We start from the raw sequence: 6,370 nt of genomic DNA, 5'->3' as shown, positions 1-6,370 counted from the left end.
CGGCCGTGAGCTTTTGCGTTCGACAAAAGCTCACGCCGAGGTCCGAACGGAGACAGGAGACGGTCGTCAGGAGACGGGGACTCCGGGACAGCTATCAGGGATCAGATTTGAATTTTTAGTTCACTGTTTACTGGTCACAGCAAAAAGCTTTTGGCTGACGGGTGACGGCTTGGATGTGTAATTAATTTTGCTTAGGTACTTAATGGTAAAACCCTTTGAAAATAAGGCTTTTGACCTGTTAAAATCCGATGTTAGTGCAAGAATATAGGATTGGGACATTCAAAAACCTTGCATTATCCTTCCTATAGTACATAAGCTGGTACAAAAAAAAGGAGGGCAACAAAGCCTGAAACGACCGACGACCGGCTACTGACGACCGACTCCTAACCCCACCAATAAACTTTTTCAGCAAACCCTAAATAAACCTTGACTAATGGGAATAACCAATAAATCCTGAGCTTCTTTTAATCGAGTAATCAAGGGAATTGTTCGAGAACGAATAAAAGGAGAAGCGAGAGCATCCGCTACCTCTAATAAAACAAAATCGCTGGTTACTAAAGAGGATTTATCTTGTTTTAATTGAGCTTTTTTTTATCTGTTTAGCTTGCTCATGAAAGGTGAGGGTGCAAGCAGTTAGATAAACTCACTGACCACCTTGCACTCCTACAAGGTTTCATCGGGATTAATGCCTAATTCTCTTAATCTTGCCGTTAATTGCTCAATTTTTTGTAAAGCCAGTTCTTTTTGTTGTCTTTCATATTCCTTTTGTTGTAAAGCCAGTTCTTTTTGTTGACGTTCAGATTCTTTGGCCTGTTTCTCCAGAAGAGCGGCTTCCTCAGGTGTTGGGATTAACTGACCCCTAGGACTAAAATAACGCAATTTATCGGCGTAGATACCTAAATATAAGCCCAATTCTTCACTCCATAACCAACCTTGCTGATTGGGTTCAATCGGTTGATATTTTCCCCTAATTAACGTAGATCCTTCAAACTCTAAACTATAGGGGTCAAACCAGAAATAATCAGGAGTCCTAAATGTATTTTGATAAATTTCTTTCTTTTCTTCCCTATCAGTCTTAGCGGTACTTTCAAAAGAGGATTTCTATAATCACATTAGGATATTTTCCCTCTTCTTGCCATACTACCCAACTTTTCCGGTTTTGGTTTCTAGTTGTTCCCAATACTACAAAAAAGTCTGGTCCTCTAAAGTATTCTGATTTTTTCTGATTGGGACTGTAGTAGATGGTTAAATTCCCGGTTGCAAAGTAATCTTCTCTATCTTGCCATAACCATTCTAGGCATTTTATCAACAAAATAATCTGAGTTAGATGTAAATTACTTTCCAATGGCGGTTCATCACTCCAAAATTCGCCCGTTGGGAAGATTATCTCATCTTTTCGGGCGGTTTGGCCAGGGGATAGGGGTTGAGTCGTAGTCATGGTTATCTGCTATGAATAATAAGCTGCCCGTGTATTTAAACTGCTTGTTGAGACGGGACAAGGGGCAACAGTAAAGGGATTGGGGAAGATTCAGCTAATCTAAGGATAGGCGGTTAAAATGCGTCTTAGCCTATTATTTGTGTTAATCTCATCTTTACAGATCAAAACCCTCAATCGTCTAAGGAGACAATGGCCGCTAATTCTCGGAATAAATCGCCCCTTTTTCTCGGCTGTTCTGGCAGGATCGCTATTTTTTGCCTCTTGATGTTATTATCGGCGGCAATAGGCTGGTTAATCGGTAAACAGTGGGTTAAACACAGCAATCAACCCCAAACCGTTAAACCTGTTTTTGCCACGGAGGAAAATAACTTTAATTCTGCCACAGATCGGGCATGGCAACGGAAAGCCGAGATGAGAAAGCGCCGTCTAGAGTTGGGAATTGATGGTCAGTTTTTTAAAAATCTCGTCAATGAATTGTTTAAACTCCGCTATGGGGATATCAAAGAGGAAAAACAGAAACAGGAACAAAGAGATATTTTAGCAGCAGAAATCCTCGATCGCTTAGAACGTCTCGATTCTGGCACTAGAGAAGCATTAGGTAGCTACGATGAGCAACAACGACAAAAATGGCGAGAACAAGTGAATCAGTTACGCTTAAGCAGTAAAGTCCTTAATTTACTCACTGATACTGCTTTTTTTCAGCTATTTACCGAATTGACAGAAAGACCAAATTTTGATAGCGGTCTAGGTCAACTGTGGAGTGGCTTGGCCTGGAATCAGTTACAATCTTTACAGTCTGGCCTATCTTACCAAGCGCTCGAAAGTTTAGACGCGGGGGGAGAGGAAGTTATCGAGGCAATTCTCAGCGAGGGACAAGGAAAAGCCTATGCAATAAAATTGCGTTCCAGTAATCGGTTAGACTTAAATTTAGAGGCGGAAGGCGAAGTTTTACTATCTTTCTACTCTCCCACGGGTAATATTACCCTTTTAGACAAGTCTAGCGATCGGCAATGGTCCGGTCAATTACCCGAAGAGGGATTTTATGAATTAGTTATTCTCCCCCAATCTTCTACCCCCGTTCACTTTCGCTTGCAGTTAAAAGTAAGTCAATGACTTTAACCGTCAGGAGACAGGAGACAGGAGACAGGAGACAGTCGGCAGCTTTTTTCTCCCCAACCCCCCATCTCCCCACACCCTACACCCTACACCCTACACCCCACACCCTACACCCCACTTCCCCAACCCCTAATCTGCTTTTTTACTTTTTCCCATGTCTCTAACTTTCCAAGCTGTTATCGCTAAATTAAATGAATTTTGGGCCGATCGCGGTTGTTTAGTTGCTCAACCCTATGATACAGAAAAAGGTGCGGGAACCATGAGTCCCCACACTTTTTTAAGGGCAATTGGTCCGGAACCTTGGGCAGTTGCCTATGTGGAACCCTGTCGTCGTCCTACGGATGGCCGTTATGGCGAAAATCCCAATCGTTTTCAGCATTACTATCAATATCAAGTCCTAATTAAACCCTCTCCTGATAATATTCAGGAAATCTATTTAGACTCCCTGCGGGTGTTAGGAATTCACCCAGAAGATCACGATATTCGCTTCGTGGAAGATAACTGGGAATCTCCCACCCTCGGCGCTTGGGGTGTGGGTTGGGAAGTGTGGTTAGATGGTATGGAAATCACTCAGTTTACCTACTTTCAACAGTGTGGGGGCATCGATTGTCGTCCCGTGGCGATCGAAATTACCTACGGTTTAGAAAGATTAGCCATGTATCTGCAAGATGTAGAGGCAATTAATAAAATTCAATGGAATGAAAATATCCTCTACGGTGATATTTTCCTGCAAAATGAAATCGAACAATGTACCTATAATTTTGAGGCTTCTAATCCTGAGTTATTATTTAGTTTATTCAGTTTATATGAACAGGAAGCTAAACAATTAATCGATCGCTCTCTGGTGATTCCCAGTCTAGATTATGTTCTCAAATGTTCCCATACTTTTAATTTACTCGATGCTAGAGGTGTGATTGCTGTAGCTGAAAGAACCCGTTATATCGGCAGAATTCGCAATTTAGCTCGACAGGTTGCTCAATTGTATTTACAGCAACGGGAAGCTTTAGGTTTTCCCCTACAAACGGTTTAGCAATCAGTTATCAGTTATCAGATGGGAGTTTTCAGTTCACTGTTTACTGTTCACTGATAAAATCTCCCCAACCTCAAACCAGCAACTTTGCACCTCATAGGTGCGAGAATTAATATATTAAGTTTTGCAAACAGATGCAATATTTCGGGAATCTAACCCAGTTCTAGCTGTATATAATGGGTGACACTATATCTAGCAGGTAATTTACCTCAAAAGACCCTTTTGTTGGAGGTAATTCTTTACTTTGACTAGCCTATTAGTGCCAGGAAAAAGACCACAATTTTTAAGTTCTAATTTTTTAGACAAGGAGTTACTTTGCTGACACCATCGCTACCCAAAAATGATCCTGATCCAGTCAAAAGACAAGATCTATTAAGACGACAAAAACAAGTGTACATTTATGATTCCGTTAATGGTATCACCCTCGTCAAAGATTTACCTACCCACGAAAACTTTTCTATTTCCTATCAAGTAATGCGGGGTAAAGGTTTCAGTGCTTTAATTGCCAATGGAGTCGCCACAAGAGTAGAAAATATCTTCGATCCCTTCGACACATTAGAAGATTACGAAGAACTTTTTCCTATCCTTCCCAAACCCACAAGCATTAAAACTTGGCAATCTAATACAGGTTTTGCCTACCAAAGATTAGCGGGAGCAAATCCCCTGGTAATTCGCGGGATTAGCAGCTTACCAGATAATTTCCCCGTCAGCGATGCCATCTTCCAAAAAGCCATGGGACCGGATAAAACCATTGACTCGGAAGCCGCTAAGGGTAACTTATTTCTAGCAGATTATGCCCCCCTAAACAACCTAACTTTAGGCAGTTATCAAAAGGGCATGAAAACTGTAACAGCACCTCTTGTCCTTTTCTGTTGGCGTGCTAGAGGTTTACGCGGTCAAGGGGGATTAGTACCTGTTGCCATTCAATTATATCAGGATCCGACCCAACCTAATCAGCGCATCTATACCCCCGATGACGGACTTAATTGGTTAATGGCGAAGATTTTCGTGCAAATTGCCGACGGAAATCACCATGAATTAGTTAGTCACCTCAGCCATACCCATTTAGTAGCGGAAGCTTTTGTTTTAGATACAGCTACCGAGTTAGCAATCAATCATCCTCTGGCAATTCTATTAAGACCTCATTTTCAATTTACCCTCGCTATTAATAGTTTAGCCGAGAGCGAGTTAATTAACCCTGGCGGATTCGTTGATCGTCTATTAGCGGGGACGCTAGAAGCATCTATCGAGATAATTAAGACTTCCTATCGTCAAAGATTGGATAATTTCGCCGATTATACCCTACCCAAGCAATTAGCCTTCCGCCAAGTCGATGATACCTCCCTACTACCAGATTACCCCTACCGAGACGATGCTCTCTTACTTTGGCAAGCAACGGAAACCTACGTCAAAGATTACCTAAGTCTTTACTATACTTCCGACGCGGATGTAAACGGGGATACAGAATTACAAGCTTGGGTGCGAAAATTGATGTCACCTGAAGGTGGAGGCATCAAAAAATTAGTTTCTGACGGAGAATTAGACACTTTAGCCAAATTAGTCGAAGTTGTCACCCAGATAATTTTTGTGGCCGGACCACAACACGCGGCGGTTAATTATCCTCAATACGATTATCTCGCCTTTTGCCCGAATATTCCCCTAGCGGGTTATCAATCTCCTCCCAAAGCAGCTGAGGAGGTGGATATAGATTATATTCTCCGTCTTTTGCCGCCCCAGTCCCAGGCCGCTTATCAATTGGAAATTATGCAGACTTTAACAGCTTTTCAATTTAACCGTTTTGGCTATCCATCCCGAAGTGCTTTCCCAGATCAACGCACTTACCCGATTTTGGCGGTTTTCCAAGCTAAATTAAAGGCGATCGAAAATGAGATCGATCGGCGCAATTTAACCCGATTTACGCCTTATATTTTCCTGAAACCCTCTCGCATCCCCAATAGTATCAATATTTAGGGTCTGCTGAAAAAGTTTTTTGTGGGGGCAGGGTGTGGGGTGTGGGGTTTTACCCATTTTCAGACGGTCAATTACCTAATTTTCAGGGAAAAAGTCCAGGAATTTTCGCCCCGATCCCTCCAATGGCTGGCACTTTTTGAGGTCAAAAAAGTCTAAAAGTCTTATCCAACAAGGTTTTTAGATTTATTCAGCCAACCCTAGATCGATGTCTATTTTAGCAGTTGCGGCGATCGCTTGCCACTGTGCTTGGGTGATAGGATAACCTCGTTGAAAAGGATTATTGGATCGAAGTTTGCAAAAACTGCGACACGCCTTATATGCTACAATTCACAAGCCGGGGCGAGAGAAACTTCATCATTAGGTAAATAATAGTCGTCCTTTTGGTTCAGGAATGATTCGTTCTAGTTGTTTTGCAGTTTCAATCCATTCTTGAATAACAAGTTCAGCATTTTGTACAGCTTCTTGATAGGTTTCTCCATCTGCCATACATCCTGCTAATTCTGGAACTTCAACAATAAAAGCTTGATCTTCCTCACTCCAATAAATAATTAATTCATAGCTAATTTTCATCTTTCCCTCCTAATTTATATTAGACTTCTTGTAAAAATCAAAAATTGTTGTTAGGGTTAGGAGTCAGTAGCCAGTAGTCAGGAGTCAGGAGAATTAAGAATGAATGGCTCTTCGTTACTTGTTATGGTTCGATAGGGGGGCATAAATCGACTAAATCCTTATCTGGCAAGAGACTTAATTGATTAGTTCGCTCTAGATAAAAAACAATTGACAAAAATCGCTAAATGCCTTTCTATATAAGGGTT

Annotated in this window: 6 protein-coding genes and 1 pseudogene; 5 read left to right on the top strand and 2 right to left on the bottom strand. The window is 41.6% G+C overall.

Features of this window, described 5'->3' with window-relative positions:
* On the top strand, positions 1-181 hold a 181-nt coding region (locus PX481_RS17270; protein WP_288095173.1), incomplete at its 5' end, for a hypothetical protein.
* Positions 182-663: 482 nt separating this feature from the next.
* Here PX481_RS17270 and PX481_RS17265 read toward each other — a convergent pair.
* A pseudogene (locus tag PX481_RS17265) lies at positions 664-1,438 on the bottom strand (Uma2 family endonuclease).
* Between the two features lie 189 nt (positions 1,439-1,627).
* On the opposite strand from PX481_RS17265, the gene PX481_RS17260 reads away from it, so the two are divergent.
* The 4 genes from PX481_RS17260 to PX481_RS17245 all read left to right on the top strand — a co-directional run bounded on the left by PX481_RS17260 (position 1,628) and on the right by PX481_RS17245 (position 5,555).
* Positions 1,628-2,551 carry a serine/threonine protein kinase gene (locus PX481_RS17260; protein WP_288095172.1) on the top strand — a complete coding sequence of 308 codons (924 nt, stop codon included), beginning with the start codon at positions 1,628-1,630 and terminating at the stop codon, positions 2,549-2,551.
* A complete protein-coding gene (locus PX481_RS17255) occupies positions 2,548-2,718 on the top strand; it encodes a hypothetical protein (protein ID WP_287972114.1) in 171 nt (56 codons plus the stop codon). Before PX481_RS17260 ends, PX481_RS17255 begins: the two co-directional genes overlap by 4 nt.
* Positions 2,709-3,584 (top strand): glycine--tRNA ligase subunit alpha, encoded by an 876-nt coding sequence (gene glyQ, locus PX481_RS17250; protein WP_185239893.1) that lies wholly within the window; start codon positions 2,709-2,711, stop codon positions 3,582-3,584. Before PX481_RS17255 ends, glyQ begins: the two co-directional genes overlap by 10 nt.
* A 315-nt stretch (positions 3,585-3,899) precedes the next feature.
* A complete protein-coding gene (locus PX481_RS17245; protein WP_002758835.1) occupies positions 3,900-5,555 on the top strand; it encodes a lipoxygenase family protein in 1,656 nt (551 codons plus the stop codon).
* A gap of 357 nt (positions 5,556-5,912) precedes the next feature.
* On the opposite strand, the gene PX481_RS17240 is transcribed toward PX481_RS17245, so the two are convergent.
* Positions 5,913-6,125 (bottom strand): type II toxin-antitoxin system HicB family antitoxin, encoded by a 213-nt coding sequence (locus PX481_RS17240; RefSeq protein WP_002761308.1) that lies wholly within the window; start codon positions 6,123-6,125, stop codon positions 5,913-5,915.
* Positions 6,126-6,370 lie beyond the last annotated feature (245 nt).

This window comes from Microcystis sp. M53603_WE2 (genome assembly GCF_030065435.1).
Note: the sequence above shows the minus strand (reverse complement) of the source record. Positions and strands in the feature narration are given on the sequence as shown.